The sequence below is a fragment of the Pseudomonas sp. BF-RE-22 genome, assembly GCF_019956155.1.
GTDB classification, from domain to species: Bacteria; Pseudomonadota; Gammaproteobacteria; order Pseudomonadales; family Pseudomonadaceae; genus Aquipseudomonas; species Aquipseudomonas migulae.
Map to the genome: position 1 here is coordinate 160,139 of NZ_JAHBDD010000066.1, position 17,667 is coordinate 177,805.

At 59.8% G+C, this 17,667-nt stretch carries 17 protein-coding genes; 6 read left to right on the forward strand and 11 right to left on the reverse strand.

Annotation, left to right across the window (positions count from 1 at the left end; genetic code table 11):
- Nucleotides 1-9 precede the first annotated feature (9 nt).
- Both hisF and KGA82_RS25255 read left to right on the forward strand, forming a co-directional pair.
- A complete protein-coding gene (gene hisF / locus KGA82_RS25250; protein WP_007972752.1) occupies nucleotides 10-780 on the forward strand; it encodes an imidazole glycerol phosphate synthase subunit HisF in 771 nt (256 codons plus the stop codon).
- A 77-nt stretch (nucleotides 781-857) separates the two neighbouring features.
- Nucleotides 858-1,613, forward strand: a complete 756-nt coding sequence (locus KGA82_RS25255; protein ID WP_008024926.1) for a substrate-binding periplasmic protein — start codon at nucleotides 858-860, stop codon at nucleotides 1,611-1,613.
- Nucleotides 1,614-1,726: 113 nt separating this feature from the next.
- Here KGA82_RS25255 and KGA82_RS25260 read toward each other — a convergent pair whose 3' ends face one another.
- From KGA82_RS25260 to gpmI, 4 genes are all read right to left on the reverse strand, one after another.
- Nucleotides 1,727-2,494 carry a divergent polysaccharide deacetylase family protein gene (locus tag KGA82_RS25260; protein WP_223452957.1) on the reverse strand — a complete coding sequence of 256 codons (768 nt, stop codon included), beginning with the start codon at nucleotides 2,492-2,494 and terminating at the stop codon, nucleotides 1,727-1,729.
- A gap of 1 nt (nucleotide 2,495) precedes the next feature.
- Nucleotides 2,496-3,815 (reverse strand): S41 family peptidase, encoded by a 1,320-nt coding sequence (locus KGA82_RS25265; RefSeq protein ID WP_008024923.1) that lies wholly within the window; start codon nucleotides 3,813-3,815, stop codon nucleotides 2,496-2,498.
- A 34-nt stretch (nucleotides 3,816-3,849) separates the two neighbouring features.
- The gene (locus KGA82_RS25270) at nucleotides 3,850-5,148 is read right to left on the reverse strand and encodes a murein hydrolase activator EnvC family protein (protein WP_223452959.1); all 1,299 of its coding nucleotides are present in this window, start codon (nucleotides 5,146-5,148) and stop codon (nucleotides 3,850-3,852) included.
- A 230-nt stretch (nucleotides 5,149-5,378) separates the two neighbouring features.
- Nucleotides 5,379-6,908 carry a 2,3-bisphosphoglycerate-independent phosphoglycerate mutase gene (gpmI, locus tag KGA82_RS25275; protein WP_223452960.1) on the reverse strand — a complete coding sequence of 510 codons (1,530 nt, stop codon included), beginning with the start codon at nucleotides 6,906-6,908 and terminating at the stop codon, nucleotides 5,379-5,381.
- Nucleotides 6,909-7,061: 153 nt separating this feature from the next.
- Between gpmI and KGA82_RS25280 the strand changes: the two genes are divergently transcribed.
- The 3 genes from KGA82_RS25280 to secB are packed head-to-tail and all read left to right on the forward strand — an operon-like array spanning nucleotide 7,062 to nucleotide 8,258.
- Complete coding sequence (locus KGA82_RS25280) at nucleotides 7,062-7,475, forward strand: rhodanese-like domain-containing protein (RefSeq protein ID WP_008024918.1); 414 nt, start codon at nucleotides 7,062-7,064, stop codon at nucleotides 7,473-7,475.
- 1 nt (nucleotide 7,476) lies between these two features.
- Complete coding sequence (gene grxC / locus KGA82_RS25285; protein ID WP_008024917.1) at nucleotides 7,477-7,731, forward strand: glutaredoxin 3; 255 nt, start codon at nucleotides 7,477-7,479, stop codon at nucleotides 7,729-7,731.
- A gap of 41 nt (nucleotides 7,732-7,772) precedes the next feature.
- Nucleotides 7,773-8,258 carry a protein-export chaperone SecB gene (secB, locus tag KGA82_RS25290; protein WP_007897410.1) on the forward strand — a complete coding sequence of 162 codons (486 nt, stop codon included), beginning with the start codon at nucleotides 7,773-7,775 and terminating at the stop codon, nucleotides 8,256-8,258.
- Between the two features lie 122 nt (nucleotides 8,259-8,380).
- Here secB and trmL read toward each other — a convergent pair whose 3' ends face one another.
- A complete protein-coding gene (gene trmL / locus KGA82_RS25295) occupies nucleotides 8,381-8,836 on the reverse strand; it encodes a tRNA (uridine(34)/cytosine(34)/5-carboxymethylaminomethyluridine(34)-2'-O)-methyltransferase TrmL (RefSeq protein ID WP_223452963.1) in 456 nt (151 codons plus the stop codon).
- Here trmL and KGA82_RS25300 point away from each other — a divergent pair.
- Nucleotides 8,835-9,275 carry a hypothetical protein gene (locus tag KGA82_RS25300; RefSeq protein ID WP_032828573.1) on the forward strand — a complete coding sequence of 147 codons (441 nt, stop codon included), beginning with the start codon at nucleotides 8,835-8,837 and terminating at the stop codon, nucleotides 9,273-9,275. The two genes, trmL and KGA82_RS25300, sit on opposite strands and share 2 nt — an antisense overlap.
- A 522-nt stretch (nucleotides 9,276-9,797) precedes the next feature.
- Here KGA82_RS25300 and ntrC read toward each other — a convergent pair.
- From ntrC to glnA, 6 genes are all read right to left on the reverse strand, one after another.
- Nucleotides 9,798-11,234, reverse strand: a complete 1,437-nt coding sequence (gene ntrC, locus KGA82_RS25305) for a nitrogen regulation protein NR(I) (RefSeq protein WP_064675450.1) — start codon at nucleotides 11,232-11,234, stop codon at nucleotides 9,798-9,800.
- Complete coding sequence (gene glnL, locus KGA82_RS25310) at nucleotides 11,231-12,316, reverse strand: nitrogen regulation protein NR(II) (protein WP_008024908.1); 1,086 nt, start codon at nucleotides 12,314-12,316, stop codon at nucleotides 11,231-11,233. The genes ntrC and glnL overlap by 4 nt, the downstream gene beginning before the upstream one ends.
- Before the next feature lie 230 nt (nucleotides 12,317-12,546).
- The gene (locus tag KGA82_RS25315; RefSeq protein WP_223452964.1) at nucleotides 12,547-13,167 is read right to left on the reverse strand and encodes a DUF4124 domain-containing protein; all 621 of its coding nucleotides are present in this window, start codon (nucleotides 13,165-13,167) and stop codon (nucleotides 12,547-12,549) included.
- Nucleotides 13,164-13,673 carry a DUF4124 domain-containing protein gene (locus tag KGA82_RS25320; protein WP_223452965.1) on the reverse strand — a complete coding sequence of 170 codons (510 nt, stop codon included), beginning with the start codon at nucleotides 13,671-13,673 and terminating at the stop codon, nucleotides 13,164-13,166. Before KGA82_RS25320 ends, KGA82_RS25315 begins: the two co-directional genes overlap by 4 nt.
- A 239-nt stretch (nucleotides 13,674-13,912) precedes the next feature.
- Nucleotides 13,913-15,958, reverse strand: a complete 2,046-nt coding sequence (locus tag KGA82_RS25325; protein ID WP_223452966.1) for a toxin-antitoxin system YwqK family antitoxin — start codon at nucleotides 15,956-15,958, stop codon at nucleotides 13,913-13,915.
- A gap of 145 nt (nucleotides 15,959-16,103) precedes the next feature.
- The gene (gene glnA, locus KGA82_RS25330) at nucleotides 16,104-17,510 is read right to left on the reverse strand and encodes a type I glutamate--ammonia ligase (protein ID WP_008028021.1); all 1,407 of its coding nucleotides are present in this window, start codon (nucleotides 17,508-17,510) and stop codon (nucleotides 16,104-16,106) included.
- Nucleotides 17,511-17,667: the final 157 nt, after the last annotated feature.

The window sequence follows — 17,667 nt, forward strand, 5'->3', positions numbered from 1 at the left end:
GGACTGACCATGGCGCTGGCCAAACGCATCATCCCTTGCCTGGACGTGGATAACGGCCGGGTCGTCAAAGGTGTGAAGTTCGAAAACATCCGCGATGCCGGCGACCCGGTGGAAATCGCCCGTCGTTACGACGAGCAGGGTGCCGACGAGATTACTTTTCTCGACATCACCGCCAGCGTCGACGGTCGCGACACCACGCTGCATACCGTTGAGCGCATGGCCAGCCAGGTCTTTATTCCGCTGACCGTTGGCGGCGGCGTGCGCACCGTGCAGGACATTCGCAACCTGCTGAATGCCGGCGCAGACAAGGTCTCGATCAACACCGCCGCCGTGTTCAACCCGGAATTCGTGGGTGAGGCGGCGCAGCATTTCGGTTCGCAGTGCATCGTGGTTGCCATCGACGCGAAGAAGGTCTCCGGTCCGGGCGAAACCCCGCGCTGGGAAATCTTCACTCACGGCGGGCGCAAGCCGACCGGTCTCGACGCCGTCGAGTGGGCGAAGAAGATGGAAGGCCTGGGAGCCGGCGAAATCCTGCTGACCAGCATGGACCAGGACGGCATGAAAAACGGCTTCGACCTGGGCGTTACCCGTGCGATCAGCGACGCGCTGGGGATTCCGGTGATCGCCTCCGGCGGCGTCGGCAACCTGCAGCATTTGGCCGACGGCATCATCGAAGGTCACGCCAGCGCTGTTCTGGCCGCTAGTATTTTCCATTTCGGTGAATACACCGTGCAGGAAGCCAAGGCCTACATGGCCCATCGCGGCATCGTGATGCGCTAAACAAACGATACAGGCCAGTGGACATCATGGCGGGCTCAAGGCACTCTTGGGTACGCCATGGATCTCGGTAGCCAGACATGCTCAAACGCCTTCTTCTTGCCCTTGCCAGCGCTTCTCTATTGCAGATCAGTGGCGTGCACGCCACCGAAAATCCCGACGCCGACCTGGTGCTGCTGACGGAAAACTTCCCGCCTTACAACATGGCCAAGAACGGCAAGAACTTCGCTCAGGACGAGAACATCAATGGCATCGCCGTGGACATTGTCCGCGAGATGTTCAAGCGTGCCGACGTAACCTACAGCCTGACCCTGCGTTTCCCTTGGGAGCGCATCTACAAGCTCGCCCTCGAGAAACCCGGGTATGGCGTGTTCGTGATGGCACGACTGCCGGACCGTGAAAAGCTCTTCAAGTGGGTCGGCCCGATCGGTCCGGATGACTGGATCATGCTGGCCAAGGCGGACAGCAAGATCAGCCTGGAAACCCTGGAAGACGCGCGCAAATACAAGATCGGTGCGTACAAGGGCGATGCGATTGCCGAGACGCTGGCCAAGCAAGGGTTGAAGCCGATTGTCGTGCTGCGGGATCAGGACAACGCGAAGAAGCTGACCAGCGGCCAGATCGACTTGTGGGCCACGGGCGACCCGGCCGGGCGTTACCTGGCGCGTCAGGACGGCGTCACCGGGCTCAAGACCGTGTTGCGCTTCAACAGTGCGGAGTTGTATTTGGCGCTGAACAAAGACGTGCCGGATGAAACCGTCGCCAAGCTGCAAGCCGCGCTGGATCAGCTGCGCAAGGAAGGCGTGGTGGACGAGATCATGGGGCGGTACCTCTAACCGTCCAGCCAATCCTTGTAGGAGCCGGCTTGCCGGCGATGGCGGCAGTGAAATCGATGCATGATTCGAGGCTGCCATCGCCGGCAAGCCGGCTCCTACAGTGGTTCCGTTGATTAGCGGTAAACGCCGTCCTTGCCGTGCGCAGTCGTTGCACGGTTGCTGCGCACGCTGATCATCAACTTGATATCAATCCAGTCAATGCCCTGAGCTTTCAGCTTCGGCAATTCGCGCTCCAGCACTGCCAGCGTCTGCGGATACGGATGCCCGATCATCACCGCCGAACCCTGTTTGTGCGCCAGATTGATCGCGGTCTGTAGCTGGGTGAAGATCGCCGCTTCCGTTCGCTCATCATCCAGAAACACATCCCGCGAAACACTCGCCAACCCGATCTTCTGCGCTTCGGCCGCGGCCACGGTTTGCGCGCTGGTGCGGCTGTCGACGAAGAACTTGTGCCGCCGCTGCAAATCCGCCATCAACCAGGCCATGGCGGGTTGCTGTGCGGTCATGCGACTGCCCATGTGGTTGTTGATGCCGCTTGTGTACGGGACCATTTTGAACGCCGCGTTGAGGCGCTTCTCCAGCTCTTCGATGGGCAGCTCGGGATGCCAGGCGAACGGTCCCGTGGCGGGGTCCATCGGCATGTGCAAGATGACAATCTTGCCGGCGCGATGGGCTTCGCGAGCGAATTCGGTGGCGTGGGGTGTGTCGGGCATGATCGCCGTGGTCACCGGGCCGGGCAGGGCCAGCACGCGGCGATCCCGGGGCAGGTTCTGCCCCAGGTCATCGATGATCAGGCTGATGTAGGCTTTTTGAGGGGCGGGCGCCGCGTGAGCAACACCCGCCAGACAGCACAGCAGACCGAGAACCAACCGCAGGCGCATCTCAGCGGCCGGAAGTGATGCTCAGCCCTTTGAGCAGGCTCAGGGCCTGGGCCAACTGGTAGTCATCGTCCTGCGGCATTGCCTTGGCCTTGGCGCTGGAGCCGGTCGGTTTGTCGGCGCCGCCGTTGCCATTGCCCAGGTGACCTTGCAGATCGGCTTCCTTGAAGTATTCGCCGTCCTGCTCGCTGGTGATCTTGGCCTTGCGCACTTCGATGTCCGGGACGATGCCCTGGGCCTGGATCGAGCGGCCGTTCGGCGTGTAATACAGCGCCGTGGTGATCTTCAGCGCGCGGTCGTTGTTCAGCGGCAGCACGGTTTGCACCGAGCCCTTGCCGAAACTGGTGGTGCCCATGACCACCGCGCGTTTCTGGTCTTGCAAGGCACCGGCCACAATTTCCGAGGCCGAGGCGCTGCCGCCGTTGATCAGCGCAACCATCGGCACCGCTTCGCTTTCGTCTTTGCCGGTGGCGGAGAAGCGCAACTCGGAGTTGGCGATGCGGCCCTTGGTGTAAACGATCAGGCCCTTGGTGATGAAGTGGTCGACCACTTCCACCGCCGCCTGCAGCACGCCGCCCGGGTTGTTACGCAGGTCGAGGATGATGCCTTTGAGCTTCTTGCCGTTGTCCTTGCGCAACTTGGCCAGGGCCTTGGAGACTTCTTCGCCGGTCTTGACCTGGAACTGGGTGATGCGGATGTAGCCGTAGCCGGACTCCAGCAACTGGCTCTTCACGCTCTTCACCTGAATGATGGCGCGGGACAGGGTCACGTCGAACGGTGTGCCGCCATCGCGAACCAGGGTCAGGGTGATTTTCTGGCCGATCTTGCCGCGCATCTTGTCCACGGCTTCGGTCATGCTCTGGCCGCGAGTCGGCTGGCCGTTGATCTTGACGATGAAGTCGCCGGCCTGAATGCCGGCCTTCGAGGCGGGCGTGTCATCAATCGGCGAAACCACCTTGATGAAACCGTCTTCGGCGCCGACTTCGATGCCCAGGCCGCCGAATTCGCCGCTGGTGCTTTCCTGCAATTCAGCGAAGTCTTCCGGGCCCAGGTAGGCGGAGTGCGGGTCGAGGTTGCTGAGCATGCCCTTGATGGCGTTTTCCAGCAGGGTCTTGTCGTCCACCGGTTCGACATAGGCTGCCTTGATCCGGTCCATGACCTCGGCAAAGGTGCGCAACTCTTCCAGCGGCAGCGGCGCCTTGGTAGTCGCAGCAGTGCCCGCAGGCGCGACCGCCGGAGCCGGTTGAGCAGCGAACGCCAGAGGCGCGCCGATCACCAGGGCGATCGTCAGGGCCAGCGAGGTAAGACGGGACAAATGCAGCATGTCGAACGAACTCCTAATGTAGGTGACTCAACGCCTATCCTTGCGCGCGGCACCATTGCGCCGGATCACTCGGGTGACCCTGCTGACGAATTGCGAAATACAGTGCTGGAGTGTCCTGCCCGCCGCTGTTACCGACAGTGGAGATGGACTCACCGGCTTTCACCACGTCACCCGCAGACTTGAGCAGCGTCTGGTTGTGACCGTAAAGACTCAAAAAACCGTTGCCGTGGTCAAGGATCACCAGCAAGCCGGCACCGCGCAGCCAGTCGGCAAACACCACGCGACCACCGTGCACGGCATGCACCTGGCTGCCGGCGGAGGCGCTGATCATCACGCCGTCCCACTTGGTGCGGGCGTCGTCGCCACGGGTTTCGCCAAAGCGTGCCAGCAGTCGACCATCAACCGGCCATGGAAGTTTTCCCCGGCTGGAAGCAAACGGGCCGCCAAACGTCTCGCCTGAGCTTGATACCAAGGCGCCGGGTGTCGATTTAATGGGTTTGCGTGGGGCGTCAGTGGCGTCTGCATCTGCTGCCGCCTGAGCCTCACGTAAACGCTTTTTTTCGGCTTCCTGCTGGGCAATCAGCGCTTTTTGCCGCGCTTCTTCTGCCTCACGAGCCTGGCGGGCCAGGGTTTCTTCGATGGTTTTAAGGACTTTAGACAGGTCTGCCTGATCCTGCTCGCGGGCGGCCAGTTTCTGATCGCGAGCCTTTACGTCATCGCTGAGCTTGGCGAGGACTTGCTGGCGTTCCTGACGGACTTTGTCGAGTTCATCGCGCTGGCTGTCGAGGCTGCTCTTTTGCACCAGCAACTGCGCTTGTTGCAGGGCGATGTCTTTTTCGACGTTGGCCAGTTGGCGCAAGGTTTCGTTGAAACTCTTCAACTGCTCCAGGCGGGCCTGGCTCAGGTAATCGTAATAGGTGAGGGTGCGGGCGAATTTTTCCGGATTCTGCTGGTTGAGCAGCAGCTTCAAATACTCCTGACGGCCGTTCTGATAGGCCGCGCGGGCCTGAATGGCGATCAGTCTTTGCTGTTCAATGCGCGCGCTCTGGAGTTTTTTTTTCTCACCATCGAGACGCTGCAGCTCGGATTCGCTTTTCTTCAGCTCTTTTTGCAGGGCTTCGACCTGCTTCTCGAGCTTGCCCATCTCGGTCTCGGTGCCCTTGAGGTCTTTCTGCACCCCGGATTTTTCTTCCTGGAGCTTGCCCAGCAGTTTTTTCAGCTCGGCGATGTCCTGACGCGTGGCGTCCAACTGTTGTTGGGTTTGCGCGCGCTCGTCAGCAAAGGCCGGTTGGAGCAGGCAAGTCAGGGCAAGGGCTATCAGGACGCGAAGCATAGAGGCGGGCGACACCAGGGAAAGGGACGGCCTAGTATGCCCGCCCCACGCTGCAAAAAAAACGCCCAATTGGGGCTGTGTGATAACCGGCCCGAAAAACCACGCAAACCCACTGTAGGAGCGAGCCTGCTCGCGATAGGGCCTTAACATTCAACATAGATGTCGACGGTTAGATAGCTATCGCGAGCAAGCTTGCTCCTACAGGGTTTGGCGGTGTTTGAGCGACCGGATTACACCAGAATCGAAGTCCCGGTCATTTCAGCCGGTTTTTCCAGGCCCAACAGCTTCAGCATGGTCGGCGCCACATCTGCCAACACGCCGCCTTCACGCACCTTCAGGTCACGCTTGCCGACATAAATGAACGGCACCGGCTCGGTGGTGTGCGCGGTATGCGCCTGGCCGGTGGTTTCGTCGGACATCTGCTCGACGTTGCCGTGGTCAGCCGTGATCAGCGCTTCGCCGCCGACTTTGTCCAGCGCATCGACGATGCGGCCGACGCACAGGTCCAGGCATTCCACGGCTTTTACCGCTGCTTCGAACACGCCGCTGTGGCCGACCATGTCGCCGTTGGCGTAGTTGACCACAATCACGTCGTAACGCTGGTTTTCGATGGCGTCGACGATGCGGTCGGTGACTTCCGGCGCGCTCATTTCTGGCTGCAAGTCATAAGTGGCGACTTTCGGCGACGGGATCAGGATGCGTTCTTCGCCCGGGAACGGTTCTTCACGGCCGCCGGAGAAGAAGAAGGTCACGTGGGCATACTTCTCGGTTTCGGCGATGCGCAGCTGCGTCTTGCCGTTTTTCGCCAGGAAGTCGCCGAGCACGTTGTCAAGGCTGCCGGCAGCGAAGGCCGATGGCGCGGGGATGCTGGCGGCGTATTGGGTAAGCATGACGAAACCGGCCAGTTTTGGCTGGCGGGTGCGCTCGAAATCCTTGAAACCGTCTTCGACGAACACGCGGGTCAGCTCGCGGGCGCGGTCGGCGCGGAAGTTCATGAACACTACGGCGTCGCCGTCTTCGACTTTAACCGGCTCGCCGATGGAGGTGGCTTTGACGAATTCGTCGCTCTCGCCACGCTCGTACGCGGCTTGCAGGCCTTCCTGGGCGGTGGCGGCGTTGAATTCGCCATTGCCATCGATGATCAGGTTGTAGGCCTGGGACACGCGGTCCCAACGGTTGTCGCGGTCCATGGCGAAGTAACGGCCAATGATGCTGGCGATCCGGCCTTTGCCGAGGGCCTGGAAGGTCGCGTCGAGCAGTTCGATCGACGACTGGGCGCTTTTCGGCGGCGTGTCGCGGCCATCGAGGAAGGCGTGCAGGTAGATTTTTTCCGCGCCGCGTTTGGCAGCCAATTCGGCCATGGCAACCAGGTGATCCTGGTGGCTGTGAACGCCGCCATCGGACAGCAGGCCCATGAAGTGCACGGCTTTGCCGGCGGCAACGGCTTTATCCACAGCCGCGCAGATGGTCGGGTTCTCGAAGAACTCGCCGTCGCGGATCGATTTGGTCACGCGAGTAAAGTCTTGATACACAACGCGGCCGGCACCGAGGTTCATGTGGCCGACTTCGGAGTTGCCCATCTGGCCATCCGGCAGGCCGACGTCCATGCCACTGCCCGAGATCAGACCGTTCGGCACGGTGGCCCACAGACGGTCCAGTACGGGCTTCTTCGCCGCATAGATGGCGTTGGATTCAGGGCTCTCACTGTGACCGAAGCCGTCGAGAATAATCAGGACCAAAGGTTTAGGCGTGGTAGTCATGGATTCCACTCGTGGCTGAGTTAAAAGAGGGCAATGGAAAAGGGAGTGGCAGTTTAAAGCGAAGTTCCGACGGCGTCACCGCCGGACGGGGTTTGGCCCACCATAGTGGCTGTGTATACTGGCCGACATTTTAACGCCCTGGAACCTCCTTCGATGGTTGCTCACCTGATTGAATTTGCCACTAACCACTATCTGCTCGTCGGTATCTTCGTGGTACTGCTGGCGTTGCTGATCGCCTATCAGATGCAAGGCGGCGGCCGCAGCCTGAGCACCGGTGAACTGACCGGCCTGGTCAACAAGGACGCGGGCGTTGTGATCGACATTCGTCCGGTCAAGGATTTCGCCGCCGGTCATATTGTTGGCGCGTTGAACATTCCTCACGACAAACTGGCTGCTCGCGTGGCCGAACTGGAAAAGCACAAGGCCAAGACCATCATCCTGGTCGACGCCATGGGCCAGACCGCCGGCACTCACGCTCGCGAACTGATGAAGTCCGGCTTCACCGCCGCCAAGCTGTCCGGCGGTATTTCCAGCTGGAAAGGCGACAACCTGCCGCTGGTGAAGTGATATGAGCAACGTCGTCGTCTATTCCAGCGATTACTGCCCTTACTGCTCGCGAGCCAAGTACCTGCTCGAGAACAAAGGCGTGGCCTTCGAAGAGATCAAGGTCGATGGCAAGCCGCAGGTGCGCGCCGCCATGGCCCAGAAGGCCGGGCGCACGTCCGTGCCGCAGATCTGGATCGGTGAGCGCCACGTTGGCGGTTGTGATGATTTGTTTGCCCTTGAGCGCGCCGGCAAGCTCGACGCCATGCTCAAGGCCTGAATGCCTTCCCTATAAGACCCCAAGATCAGAAAGGATCTGAGATGACTGACCAACAGAACACTGCAGCTAGCGAAGAAGAAACCGCACCGCAATTCTCCTTGCAGCGCATCTACGTACGTGACTTGTCGTTCGAAGCCCCGAAAAGCCCGGCGATCTTCCGCCAGCAGTGGGAACCAAGCGTCGGTCTGGATCTGAACACCCGCCAGAAGGCACTGGAAGGCGACTTCCACGAAGTCGTGCTGACCCTGTCCGTGACCGTGAAAAACGGTGAAGAAGTAGCGTTCATCGCTGAAGTGCAACAGGCCGGGATCTTCCTGATCAAGAACCTGGACGACGCTTCGATGAGCCACACCCTCGGCGCGTTCTGCCCGAACATCCTGTTCCCGTACGCTCGCGAAACCCTGGACAGCCTGGTGACCCGTGGTTCGTTCCCGGCCCTGATGCTGGCCCCGGTCAACTTCGACGCGCTGTACGCACAAGAACTGCAACGCATGCAGGCGGCTGGCGAGACTCCAACCGTTCAATAAGCTGCGCAGCGACACCCGTGTGGGAGTGAGCCTGCTCGCGATGGCGGTGTGTCAGATGACATCAATGTCAGCTGACACACCGCCATCGCGAGCAGGCTCACTCCCACATTTGTTATGGGGTGTTATTTGAAGTCGTTCTGCCGCCACGCTTCGTAGACGGCAACCGCCACAGTGTTCGACAGGTTCAGGCTGCGACAGCCTTCGCGCATCGGCAAACGCAGGCGTTGGTCGCCGGGCAGGGCGTCCAGCACTTCCGCCGGCAAGCCTCGGCTTTCCGGGCCGAACAGAAAGGCATCGCCCTCGGCGAAGCTCGCGTCGTGGAACGGCCGCGAACCCTTGGTGGTAAACGCGAACACCCTTGGATGACCAAGGCTCTCCAGGCAACTGGCGAGGTCCGCATGGCGTTGCAGGGTGGCATACTCGTGGTAATCGAGGCCGGCCCGGCGCAGGCGCTTGTCGTCCATCTCGAAGCCCAGCGGTTCGATCAAATGCAGGTGGCAGCCACTGTTGGCGCACAGCCTGATAACGTTGCCGGTATTCGGCGGAATTTCTGGTTGAAAAAGGATGACGTGAAACATGCACGGCTCCGAAGGTAAAGATGACGGGCATTCTACGCCGCAAGCGGATCCCCGTTCGAAACTATTCCCGCGCGTGATGGGTTCGCTGGCGATTGTCGGGGTAATGGTGGGGCTGATGATCGGTCGCCTGACCACGCCCGACCCCAGTGAATTGCAGCAGATCGAGGTGACGAACGACGGCCTGGTGGTGTGGTTCAACAACGAACCCAAGTCCCACGGCGAGTTTATCGACGGCAGCCTGGCGTTGCTGTTCGAGGCGGAGGGCAAGACGCAGAAAGGTCAGCTCAAGCTCAACGACAAGAACGTGAACTGGCGGGTGCGATTGAGTGATGGGGGGTTGTTGCTGTCGGTGGTGGCGGCCCGGCCACTGCAAGGCGAGTGGGCCGGTAGCGAGGTCGATGACCGCTGGCGGCTGGAGATCCATCTCCGGGAGCAATAAAAGAGGGAATCCCCGGCCTGCCTGTACCAAGGTTCCCAAAACGGGAGGGCTCGCGCATTGCGTGAGCCCGGTGTAAAGAAGGAACCCCTGACCTGCCTGTATCAAGGGCCCCAAAACTGTTTGGGCTCGTCGCAAGTGCGGTGTGAGCCCGATGTAAAGAGGGGAATCCCCGGCCTGCCTGTACCAAGGTCCCCGAAACCGGGTAGTGAACTGAATCACTGAATGGACTATTGCAGGGGGCGTGCCAGGTTTTAACAGGTTGAAACAATCACACGCTCTGAAACGCCGAAAGCCCCGTAATATGGGGCTTTCGTGTTTTTTCGCCAGGGGTTCGATTGTGAACGCAGGTGGGATTTTGGATCGGTTGGCGTGCGCGATTGCGGTTCACTCTGCATTCAGTCGGTGCATGTTGGCCCCAAAAGCTTCGCGGGCAAGCCTCGCTCCTACAGGTTCGTAAAAATCCTGTAGGAGCGAGGCTTGCCCGCGAATGGATCTATGCAACGATGATGATCTAAAGGCTGATTAACCCTCTTCCCCCTCATCATCATCCCCACCATCCACCTTCATCCCCAGTTCCTTGATCTTGCGCGTCAGGGTATTACGCCCCCAGCCCAGCAAAACCGCTGCATCACGACGACGACCAGCGGTGTGCTTGAGCGCAGTCTCGATCATGATCCGCTCAAACGCCGGCACCGCGCTGTCGAGCAGGCTCGACTGACCGCGAGCCAACGCCTGATCGGCCCACTGGCGCAACGCTTGCTCCCAGTTGGTCACCGGCGCCGAATCCTGCGGCAGGCTCAGCAGCTCTGGTGGCAGGTCACTGATGTGCACTTCGCGACCCGAAGCCATCACCGTGATCCAGCGGCAGGTGTTCTCCAGCTGACGAACGTTGCCGCCCCACGGCAGGTTCTTCAGGTATTCCTCGGTTTCGCTTTTCAACAGCTTCGGCTCGACCGCCAGTTCTTGCGCGGCGCGGCTGAGGAAGTGCTTGGCGAGGGTCGGGATGTCTTCGCGACGGTCCGACAGGCGTGGAATATGAATGCGGATCACGTTAAGGCGGTGGAACAAGTCTTCACGGAATTTCCCGGCGTGCACCAGGGTTTCCAGATTCTGGTGAGTCGCGGCGATGATCCGCACGTCGACTTTGACCGGCACGTGGCCGCCGACGCGGTAGAACTCGCCGTCTGCCAGCACGCGCAGCAAACGGGTCTGCGTGTCCGCCGGCATGTCGCCGATTTCATCAAGGAACAGCGTGCCGCCATCCGCCTGTTCGAATCGTCCGCGACGCAGGTTGGCCGCACCGGTGAACGCGCCTTTTTCATGGCCGAACAGCTCGGATTCCATCAGGTCTTTCGGGATGGCCGCCATGTTCAGCGCAATGAATGGCGAAGCCGCCCGTGGACTGTGACGGTGCAGGGCATGGGCGACCAGCTCTTTACCCGTACCCGATTCACCGTTGATCAGCACGGTAATGTTGGAGTGGCTCAAGCGCCCGATGGCGCGAAACACTTCCTGCATCGCCGGCGCTTCGCCGATGATTTCCGGGGTGCGGGTCAGGGCGACCGGGACTTCCAGGCCTTGCTGTTCCTGGGCGTGCTGGTTGGCGCGCTTGACCAGGGACACCGCTTCGTCGACATCGAACGGCTTGGGCAGGTATTCGAACGCGCCGCCCTGATAGGACGCGACAGCGCTGTCCAGATCGGAGTGCGCAGTCATGATGATCACTGGCAGCCGTGGGTGTTGCTCGCGAATCCGCGCCAGAAGGTCCAGACCGCTGGCACCCGGCATGCGAATGTCGGAGATGATCACGTCCGGCTGCTGGCGCGCCAGGCGGCTCATCACGCCATCGGCGCTGTCGAAGCTTTGCGTGGTCATGCCTTCCTGCTGCAAGGCTTTTTCCAGGACCCAACGGATAGAACGGTCGTCATCGACGATCCACACGGTTTCACTACGGCTCATGTCGATGTGGCTCCTTGTTCCAGTGGCAGAAAGATCGAGAAGGTGGTGTGGCCTGGATGGCTGTCACATTCGATCAGGCCCTGGTGCTGGCTGATGATGTTCTGGGTAATGGCCAGGCCGAGCCCGGTACCGTCCGGGCGCCCGCTGACCATGGGAAAGAAGATGGTTTCCTGAAGTTCCGCAGGAATGCCGGGGCCGTTGTCGATGATTTCGATCTTGGTCACCAGGCGATGGCGCACGTGGCCGATGGTGAACTGGCGCATGGCGCGGGTGCGCAGGCTGATGCGGCCCAGGCGCAGCTCGTTCTGGCTGCTGATGGCCTGCATCGCGTTGCGCACGATGTTCAGGACGGCCTGAATCATCTGTTCGCGGTCGATCAACACGTCGGGAATGCTTGGGTCGTAATCGCGCACCAATGTGATGCAGCCCTGGCTTTCGGCCTCGACCAAGTGGCAGACGCGCTCCAGCACTTCGTGGACGTTGCACATGGCCAGCGATGGCAGTTTGTTGGAGCCGAGCATGCGATCGACCAGGTTTCGCAGGCGGTCGGCTTCTTCAATGATGACGTTGGTGTAGTCGCGCAGGCTTTCTTCCGGCAGCTCGCGGGCGAGCAACTGGGCCGCACCGCGAATCCCGCCGAGCGGATTCTTGATCTCGTGAGCGAGGCCGCGCACCAGCATCTTGCTGGTTTCCTGCTTCGACAGCTGCGCCTCTTCCTTGGTGATCCGCAGCAAGCGGTCACGCGGGTGGACTTCCAGCAGCAGCATGGTGGCGCCGTTGGCCAGGATCGGTGTGACCGCGTAATCGACGGTCAGCGTCTGGCCGGTCAGGGCGGTGAGCATCGCTTCGCGTTTAGTGAACGGATGCGCCTGCTCGACTGCCTGGCGCAGGGAATTCAGGGCTTCGGTGGATTCGGTGAACAACTCACTGATGAACTGCCCATGGCTGCGCTGGCCACTGATGGCCAGCAGCATCTCCGCCGCCGGGTTCATGTACTCGAGGCGCAGTTCGGCGTCGAGCAGGATGGTGGCGGTGGTCAGGTTGTCGAGCAGCAATCGATGCAGTGCGTCGCTAATGGTCATCAGGACCTCTTTTGGAGCAGGGCATGCGCGTGAATAACGCGCCGATATGAGGAAAATGCAAAAACCAAACCAAGGCTCCGAAAAGAAGCGTTAAAGGCCTGAAACGGGCGTTTGACGCTCGTTTGCGTGGCGTTCTGCCAGCTTTTGCGGGTACTTTCGAACCAAAATGGGTTGATATTTGGGTACGGTGCAACCTATCGCACCAATATAGTGCGCAAAGCTGAACGAGGTTAGAAGAAACGCAGGAAGGGATTTTTGGGCTCGATGGGTTTGTCCTTAAGCGGACACTCCGGTCGTTGGCCGTAGTCGGTCAGTATGCAGGGTTTGACCTGGCGTTTTTGTGCCAGGGAAATGCGCAGCATATGGAAGGGTTGATTGGCGGTGCGCTCGGCGATGCGGCCGTGTTCGTCGAGGATTTCCACGGACAGGTTGTGGCTGCCGCGATCGATGTTGCTCAAGGCGAACACCGGGCTCGGGCCAGGTTCAGCGGTGGGCTGCCCGTCCAGCAACAAGCGGTAGCGATGGCCTCGTTGCAGGCCGGGCTCGCTGGTGATGCTGACGATCAGTTCGCCGGCGCTGCTGCGGATTGTGGCGTCGGGCTCGGGCACCAGCACTCGCAGCATGTCGTAGCGGAACAGGGGTTTGGTTTCGGTCCGCTTCTCGGCAATCACCGGCGCTGCGCCGGTCGGGTTGGCGGACATGCGGTTGCTCGTCGCCAGCGGCACACGTTTGGCGTTGCCGGAGCCAGGCTGGTCGGTGAAGACCCGATTGCCCTGTGCGTCGATGTAAGTGAAGACTTCGGCCGATGCGGACAGCGCGATCAGGCAGGCGGCCAGCAGCCATAACCTCACGGCTTGTGCACCCGCTGTACCGTGAAGGTTACGGTCGGACTCTGCTGCACGATGTCTTCCCCGTCGATCACTTGCACCGCGAGGCTGTGAGTGCCGCGATCAATGTTGACCAGTTGCAGGATCGGCACGTTGCTCGGCTGGCCGTAAGGCTGGTCGTCCAGCAGCAGCCTGAACAGATGCGGGCCTTGCAAGCGCGGTTTGATCAACACGTTGACGGTGAAGGTGCCGTTGTTGGCTCGCAGCGCTTCGGTGGTGGGCAGGTTGGTCAGCTCCAGCACCTCGTAGGCGCTGCGAGGTTGTTCGCGGCTGGTGGCTTGTGCGGGTGGGGCAGGAGGCGCCTGGCGCTCGACGCTGTTGAGCGGCGGCAGTTCGACCGGCTGAGCCTTCACACCGTCGGGTGGTTGATTGCTGTAGGCGGTGTTGCCGGCGGCGTCGGTGTACTTATAAATCTGCGCGGCGGCGGGCAGGGCGATCAACAGCAGGATGAACAGAAAACCACGACCCATAAAATCGACCAGAAACGAACGCGTTGGGTTGCAGCATAGGTCAGGGTTGGTGATTGACCCAAGTTGTAAACATTTGGGCATGATTTGCCGTCATCTCCCAAGCGCAACGAATCCCCTGTGGGAGCGAGACCGGCTTGCCGGCGATGGCGGCGGATCATCCAGCATCAGTGTTGAAGGAACGAATGCTATCGCCGGCAAGCCGGTCTCGCTCCTACATTGGTTTATCGCTGGTTGCGAAATCAGCGAATGAATTTTTGCATGCGTCTTTCCATTTCAGGCGTCGGCGGCGCGCAGCGTTCCGGTATTTCCTGGCCTGTTTCGTCATAACGAATCGTGCAGCCTAGAAAGCCCCGATCGAAAAAGTAGCGGCTACTGACGACACCGTTAGGGTAGAAACACAACTGTTCGCCGTACAGTTCGGCGCCGTCATAGTTTTTAACCGACTGCTGGTTGATGGTCATCAGCGTGAAGCCTTTTTTGGCCAGCCTGCATAAGCCGCCGTCAGAGCCATAGTTGTTAACCGTGACCTGATCGTCCTCGCCGATAATCATTTCCTGCGTTTTTTTCCCCGTTTCAACGTTGTATTCGACGTAGTTTTGTCTGCGCCCGTACAGGTACTCGCTTTCGCTTTGCAGTCTCCCTTGCTTGAAAACACGAAACTTCCCACAGAGAGCGACCTTCGGCCCATTCTCGTCGAAGCTGCACGAGTTCGTTTCCAAAGCGACGGCGCCTTTGGCATCACGATCTATCCAGGTCCCGAGGAATTGACCATTCCTATACGCGCCCTCGCTCGCGAGTGTGCCGTCGTCGAGGTAGTCGCGATAAGGGCCGTCGAGTACGCCGTCGCGCCAGGTCATCTCTTTAATGAGGCGGCTGCCATCAGCGCTGAAATGCTGTGCCGGTCCGTGCGGTTTTCCATTTTCATACTGCTCACGGAAGGTGGGCTTGCCATTCGCGGCGTAGCCTTCTCGAACTCCTGCAAGCATGTTGGCCTTGTAGTGCTCCACCAGCGTCAGCGTGCCATTGGCGTCGGTATCACGCAGCTCGCCTTCCTTCTTGCCATCGATGAAGTTCACACGTTGCGTATGCCCCTCTTTGGTTCTGAGTATCCAGGGACCACTTTGCAGGCCATTTTCATAGGTGCCTTCACCCGCACCGGTCAGCCAGGGGCCTTGGCGTTTGTCGTTCTGATAGTCGCCACGCTCAGTGACCACGCCATTGCGGCGCTGTTCGCTGGCCCCCTGGAGTTGGTCATGCAGATAGGTGACGAAGCCGCTGGACTCGGGCTCATCGTCTTCGGGCGGCGCGGTCCGCCAGCGACCTTCGCGCAAGTCATTTTCGTAATTGCCGACTTGCAGTTCCTCTGGCGTCCAGATACTCCATCGGCCGTGACGTTTTCCGTCGACGTAGGGGCCGCTCGAGCGATTCTCCCAGCCTTTCTGAAAGGTCCACTCACCGGTCCGCAGATTGTTTTTGTACTGGCCGATGGAGCGCAAAAGTCCAGAGTTAAAGGTCACGGCATAGCCATCACGCGTGGCGTCATACTGAGTCGGATCGGTTTCCCAGGCGATGCTGTAGATCTGATAGTTGTAAGCCGTCCGGTCGCCATAGTCGCGAACTGGTTTATCCGTGCCGCGCCAGTAGGTCACTGTCAGGAAGCGCCCGTCTTTCTTCTGAAAGGTTTTTTTGTAGGTACTGATGCTGTCACTGGCGGGATCATCGGGGACGGGCTTTTTCTGCTCATCGAAATAGCTTACGAGCGTGCCTGCAGTGTGATCGATTTGGTCAAATTCGGTGACCCCGGATTCTTCATAGTTAATGCGGTAGTCAAACGGGCTCAGCTTTGCCAGCGCCTTGCGGACCATTAGCACATTAAGGTTTTTCTGATCTTTGGCAATGCGGTCGAGAGCGGGTTGCAGGCGGTCAAGTCTGACGTAGATCTGCGGGCTTTCGTAGAAGCGGTAGGCGCGAATGCCATAGCGGTTTTTAGTCTTGAACAGCACGAACATCGTGGTGTGTTCGTTGTCCAGCGCGGTATTGAATACGGCCTCGATGGAGGCGTCGCCATATGTGTCGAGCGCTTGCGGCTGGCTGTCTGGGCTCTGACAAAGGCAGTAATACCCGGTGACGCCGACGGTTTCCTTGATGAAGGCCAGCGTTGCCTGACTTTCCTGGAGGCTGTCGATCACTGGGTGCGCCAGCGGCTTTCCCTCATAAAAAGACGCCGCTTGCGCGGAACTCAAACACAGGCTGGCAAGCAGGCAGAGGTAACACAGCCACTTCATACGAATCCCTTCGTCAAGGCGCCGGGCGGGCGCGAGAGCGGCGGATTATCCATGGATGTGTGTTCAGGGGAAACGAGCACCCACAAAAAAGGCCTCCCGAAGGAGGCCTCTTTTTTGTCACGCCGCTTGCGCAGGCGCTACCGGATCAGCAGCTGTAGTACAGCTCGTATTCCAGTGGGTGTACGAAGGTACGTACCTTGATTTCTTCTTCGCTTTTCAGAGCGATGTAAGCGTCGATGAAGTCATCGGAGAACACGCCGCCTTTGGTCAGGAACGCACGACCTTTGTCCAGCTCTTCCAGGGCTTCTTTCAGGCTGCCGCAAACTTGTGGGATCTCTTTCGCCTCTTCAGGCGGCAGGTCGTACAGGTTTTTGTCAGCTGCATCGCCAGGGTGGATCTTGTTCTGGATACCGTCCAGGCCAGCCATCATCAGTGCTGCGAAGCACAGGTACGGGTTGGCAGCTGGATCCGGGAAGCGTGCTTCGATACGGCGGCCTTTCGGGCTCGACACGTAAGGAATACGGATCGAAGCGGAGCGGTTACGGGCCGAGTAGGCCAGCATCACTGGAGCTTCGAAGCCTGGAACCAGACGCTTGTAGGAGTTGGTCGCCGGGTTGGTGAAGCCGTTCAGGGCCTTACCGTGTTTGATGATGCCGCCGATGAAGTACAGAGCGGTATCGGACAGACCGGCATAGCCTTCACCTGCGAAGGTGTTCTTGCCGTCTTTCCAGATGGACATGTGCACGTGCATGCCCGAGCCGTTGTCGCCGTACAGTGGCTTAGGCATGAAGGTAGCGGTGCGGCCGTAGGCATCGGCCACGTTGTGCACGACGTACTTCAGGGTTTGGGTTTCGTCGGCTTTCTTCACCAGGGTGTTGAACTTGACGCCGATTTCGTTCTGGCCGGCAGTTGCCACTTCGTGGTGGTGAACTTCGACGGTCAGGCCCATTTCTTCCAGCGCGTTGCACATGGAGGTACGGATTTCGTGGTCGTGGTCGAACGGTGGAACAGGGAAGTAACCACCTTTGACGCCTGGACGGTGGCCTTTGTTGCCGCCTTCCACGTCTTGGTCGGACATCCACGAGCCTTGTTCAGAGTAGATCTTGAACATGGAGCCGGAGATGTCGGACTTGAACTTCACTTGGTCGAAGATGAAGAACTCTGGCTCCGGACCGGCATACACAGTGTCGCCGATGGCGGTGGATTTGAGGTATTCCTCTGCGCGCTTGGCGATCGCACGTGGGTCGCGATCGTAGCCTTGCATGCTCGAAGGTTCGATGATGTCGCAGACCAGGATCAGGGTCGGCTCTTCGGTGAACGGGTCCAGTACGGCAGTGCTGTCGTCCGGCAGCAGGATCATGTCGGAGGCTTCGATGCCTTTCCAGCCAGCGATGGAGGAACCGTCGAACATCTTGCCGACTTCGAAGAAGTCTTCATCCAGCGCGTCGCGAGCCGGCATGGTCACGTGGTGCTGGGTGCCTTTGGTGTCCGTGAAGCGCAGATCAATCCACTTGACGTCATGATCTTTGATGAGTTGAACCGACTTCGACATAGTGTCCTCCGGGTGGCTTCGGGCTTAGTAGTGGATGCCCTTAGAATGTGGGTGATGCCGGCGCGAATACTCTGCCAAGGCAACCTGCCTCACAAGGGAGCAAATTGCATGCCAGTGCCCCACCATGGGTTTTTTGCCCCAATATCACGCTTATAAA

Excerpts from the sequence above, each read along its gene's own strand:
- hisF (WP_007972752.1), top strand. The coding sequence starts at position 10 with ATGGCGCTGGCCAAACGCATCATCCCTTGCCTGGACGTGGATAACGGC.
- KGA82_RS25255 (WP_008024926.1), top strand. The coding sequence starts at position 858 with ATGCTCAAACGCCTTCTTCTTGCCCTTGCCAGCGCTTCTCTATTGCAG.
- KGA82_RS25260 (WP_223452957.1), bottom strand. The coding sequence starts at position 2,494 with ATGCGCCTGCGGTTGGTTCTCGGTCTGCTGTGCTGTCTGGCGGGTGTT.
- KGA82_RS25265 (WP_008024923.1), bottom strand. The coding sequence starts at position 3,815 with ATGCTGCATTTGTCCCGTCTTACCTCGCTGGCCCTGACGATCGCCCTG.
- KGA82_RS25270 (WP_223452959.1), bottom strand. The coding sequence starts at position 5,148 with ATGCTTCGCGTCCTGATAGCCCTTGCCCTGACTTGCCTGCTCCAACCG.
- gpmI (WP_223452960.1), bottom strand. The coding sequence starts at position 6,908 with ATGACTACCACGCCTAAACCTTTGGTCCTGATTATTCTCGACGGCTTC.
- KGA82_RS25280 (WP_008024918.1), top strand. The coding sequence starts at position 7,062 with ATGGTTGCTCACCTGATTGAATTTGCCACTAACCACTATCTGCTCGTC.
- grxC (WP_008024917.1), top strand. The coding sequence starts at position 7,477 with ATGAGCAACGTCGTCGTCTATTCCAGCGATTACTGCCCTTACTGCTCG.
- secB (WP_007897410.1), top strand. The coding sequence starts at position 7,773 with ATGACTGACCAACAGAACACTGCAGCTAGCGAAGAAGAAACCGCACCG.
- KGA82_RS25300 (WP_032828573.1), top strand. The coding sequence starts at position 8,835 with ATGCACGGCTCCGAAGGTAAAGATGACGGGCATTCTACGCCGCAAGCG.
- trmL (WP_223452963.1), bottom strand. The coding sequence starts at position 8,836 with ATGTTTCACGTCATCCTTTTTCAACCAGAAATTCCGCCGAATACCGGC.
- ntrC (WP_064675450.1), bottom strand. The coding sequence starts at position 11,234 with ATGAGCCGTAGTGAAACCGTGTGGATCGTCGATGACGACCGTTCTATC.
- glnL (WP_008024908.1), bottom strand. The coding sequence starts at position 12,316 with ATGACCATTAGCGACGCACTGCATCGATTGCTGCTCGACAACCTGACC.
- KGA82_RS25320 (WP_223452965.1), bottom strand. The coding sequence starts at position 13,673 with ATGGGTCGTGGTTTTCTGTTCATCCTGCTGTTGATCGCCCTGCCCGCC.
- KGA82_RS25325 (WP_223452966.1), bottom strand. The coding sequence starts at position 15,958 with ATGAAGTGGCTGTGTTACCTCTGCCTGCTTGCCAGCCTGTGTTTGAGT.
- glnA (WP_008028021.1), bottom strand. The coding sequence starts at position 17,510 with ATGTCGAAGTCGGTTCAACTCATCAAAGATCATGACGTCAAGTGGATT.